At 64.3% G+C, this 2,941-nt stretch carries 3 protein-coding genes and 1 pseudogene; 1 reads left to right on the top strand and 3 read right to left on the bottom strand.

Going from position 1 to position 2,941, the window contains the following annotated elements:
- Positions 1-133: pseudogene (locus tag PV679_RS36340) on the bottom strand (RHS repeat-associated core domain-containing protein); the annotation flags it as partial.
- Positions 134-585: 452 nt separating this feature from the next.
- On the opposite strand from PV679_RS36340, the gene PV679_RS35900 reads away from it, so the two are divergent.
- Positions 586-1,653, top strand: a complete 1,068-nt coding sequence (locus PV679_RS35900; protein WP_319685480.1) for a site-specific integrase — start codon at positions 586-588, stop codon at positions 1,651-1,653.
- A 136-nt stretch (positions 1,654-1,789) separates the two neighbouring features.
- Here the strand turns inward: PV679_RS35900 and PV679_RS35895 are convergent, their stop codons facing one another.
- Together PV679_RS35895 and PV679_RS35890 are read right to left on the bottom strand one after the other, a co-directional pair.
- Positions 1,790-2,377: a DUF6000 family protein gene (locus tag PV679_RS35895; protein ID WP_319685479.1), complete on the bottom strand. Its 588-nt coding sequence runs from the start codon at positions 2,375-2,377 to the stop codon at positions 1,790-1,792.
- A gap of 38 nt (positions 2,378-2,415) precedes the next feature.
- The coding region (locus PV679_RS35890) for a hypothetical protein (RefSeq protein WP_319685478.1) at positions 2,416-2,941 on the bottom strand (526 nt) is incomplete at its 5' end.

Raw genomic sequence — 2,941 nt, 5'->3', positions numbered from 1 at the left:
CCGTCAGGGAAATCGCCAGACCCGTCGGATCGGACATCGTGACAGGGTTGTTGTGCGCGTAGGCATAACCATTGGACTGAAGGACATCGTTCAAGTCCAGAACCGGATCCGCCGACAAGAAGCGGCCCACCAACAAACCTCTCGGGAGCCGCAGCCCTTGTCGGCCATGACGCGGTCGGGCCGGATGCGGGGGCGGCCCCGACCGGTGCGCGGGACCCAAACACCGTCCATGACGTGCTCGAAGCAGCTGCAGGCGTCAGTGTCGCCACCCATCAAAACGAAGCCGAGGGGCCGACCACTGCCCGTCGCAGGCCAGGTGGATCTTGGTGTGTACTCAGTCCTCCCCGGGACCGGCCGAGGACGTGATCACCGCTTCGTCCCGGTCGACCGCCCCCTTTTCGGCGCCGAACCGTCTACCACCGCAAAGACAGACACTGGGAAGCCGCCAACTACGTCCTCACCCCCGGCAACACCCGCAAGCGCATCCATGTCTACGGCACCACCCGCACGGAAGCCCTCGCCAAACCCACCGAGAACATCGCCACCAGCAACCGAGGCATTCCCGTCCCCTCCGCGCAAGGCAGCGTGGCCGCGTACCTGACGTACTGGCTGGAGAACGTCACCGTCCACCACCTCCGCGAGAACACCCACACCCGCTACACCACCTGCGTCCACCGGTACCTCATCCCTGGCCTGGGCAAGAAGAAGCTCACCAAGCTCACCGCCAAGGACGTCCGCACCTGGCTCAACCATCTCCGCACCACCTGCCAGTGCTGCACGCGCGGCATCGACACTCGGCGCGACCAGCCCCGCTGCTGCGCCGCTGGCCGGTGCTGCTCCAAGCTGCTCTCCCCGCTGACGCTCACCTACCTCCACTCCGTGCTCAAGTCCGCCTTGGAGCACGCCGTCCGGGAGGAAGAGATCCCGCGCAACGTCGCCCGCAACGTCCGCACCGGCACCCCACGCCCCCGACGCTTCGAACCCCTCACCACCGAAGAAGCCCGGCAGTTCCTCACCACCGCCCAGGACCACCGGCTGCACGCGCTGTTCGAACTCGCCCTCCACACCGGACTCCGCAAGGGCGAACTCCTCGGCCTCCGCTGGGAAGACCTCGACCTCGACGCGGGAACCGCCGCCGTCCGCCGCACACTCCAGCGAACCGCCGCAGGCGGGCTCACCACGCTGCCCACCAAGACGCGGGCCTCCGAGCGCCGCATCGCCCTCCCCACCCGCTGCGTCCAGTCGCTGAAGCTCCACCACGGGCAGCAGCAGCGCGAGCGTGAGGCCGCGGGCACGACGTGGGAGCACGACGGGCACGTGTTCACCACTGCGCAGGGCCGACCGATCGACCCGACCAACCTCACCCGCACCTTCCTCACGCTCCTCCGCAAGGCCGGCCTCCGCCGCCTCCGCCTCCACGACCTCCGCCACTCGACCGCCACCCTCCTCCTGGAGCAGGGCATCGAACTCGTCGTCATCAAGGAACTCCTCGGCCACGCCCACATCGGCGTCACCGCCACCGTCTACGCCCATGTCCGGCTCCGCCTCCAGCGCGACGCCATCGACACCCTCAGTACCGCGCTCGGCAGCCCGACGAACACCACGGGCAACGGTGACAACGACGAACGGCCGCCCTGCGCCATCGTCCGCTGACGTTGCCGTCATTTACTGCCGTCACCCCACGCAGAAGCCCCGCCAGGACGCACCCGGCGGGGCTTCGTTTCGCTATCACGAACGGCTTCAGTAAAGGAAGCCTTCAGAAGTGGGGGAAGGCATAGCCTGCCAGTGATCAGTCCAGGCTCTCGGCAAGCTCAATCCAGCCTGCCACTTCTCTCTCCCAATGGGAAGGATCAGCAGCCTCAAGGAAGCCTGCCGCCGACCATCGATCCCACAACCCTTCGGGCGCAAGTAGATCTTGCGAAAGCCGTACGCCCAAACGCCTCTCGATATGCAGCAGCGCACCAAGGCACCACGGCTGGTTTCCCCGATTTTGCAGCTCACTCAGACTGCGCTCCAGATAACGCTTCAAGGCATACGCATCAGAGGGTTGACAGAACCGAGCCAGCGTGAAGGCAACGCCTTTTTCCGTGCGCCTGGAACCTCCCTCATCGATAAGCCTGTGCAGCTCATCTCGAAATTCAGATCTCTGCGCAAACCCGATGAGCCAACACGCCGTAAGAGCCTCCCGCCAGTCGCCGCCCAGGAGCTGCTCCAGCTCGCTCGCCGACGCCTGCCGACCGTCCTCCATCAAGGCCGCACCAAACTCAAGGGCCTGCTCACGGCCAGCCCTCATGAAGCTCCCGGAGAGGAGTTTCTTATACCTGTTACCAGGCAAGCAATAGCGCGCAAACAGATCACCCGCACTGATTCCAGACACTCAAAACCCCTCTCCCGGACACGACTACTTCGATTCTGTCACCTAAATGGCCCCCATTCACAGCTCACCTGACAGCCTGTGACGCGACCCTCAATGAGGACTTCCAGCTCTTCGAGTCCTCGCTGTCCGGCAACTCTCATGCGGCTTGGATCGATTGCACTGCGCGGAATCCTAAGAACCAGAGCCCCTGAACTACCGAACTCCTCTGAAAATTCTCGCGCTGTCTCCAGGTCAGGTGACCACGATGTGAAAACACTCTCCGTGTTGTCACCCGAGTGCGCAACAGGATCGCTGTGGCCGCCGCGTGGTTCCGCAATACCTGCCCTCGCTTCCGCGAGCTTGTAGTGATTGTTGGTAACTCCTCGATAGAGGTATTCACCACTGGAGTCGCCGAGTTCAGCGGCCCGCGCAAACACATCGTCGACCGACGGGTTGCAGTTGTGAACGAGGACCGGGGTGGCCCCAGCCAGCACATAGTACGTGTGGAGGTCACTGACGGTGAGGTTGTAGACCGTTTCGTCGGGGGCCGTCCAGTGTTCGACCGCTGTGATCTGGACGAGGGTG

This window comes from Streptomyces sp. AK02-01A (assembly GCF_033795305.1).
Taxonomy (GTDB): domain Bacteria; phylum Actinomycetota; class Actinomycetes; order Streptomycetales; family Streptomycetaceae; genus Streptomyces.
Note: the sequence above shows the minus strand (reverse complement) of the source record. Positions and strands in the feature narration are given on the sequence as shown.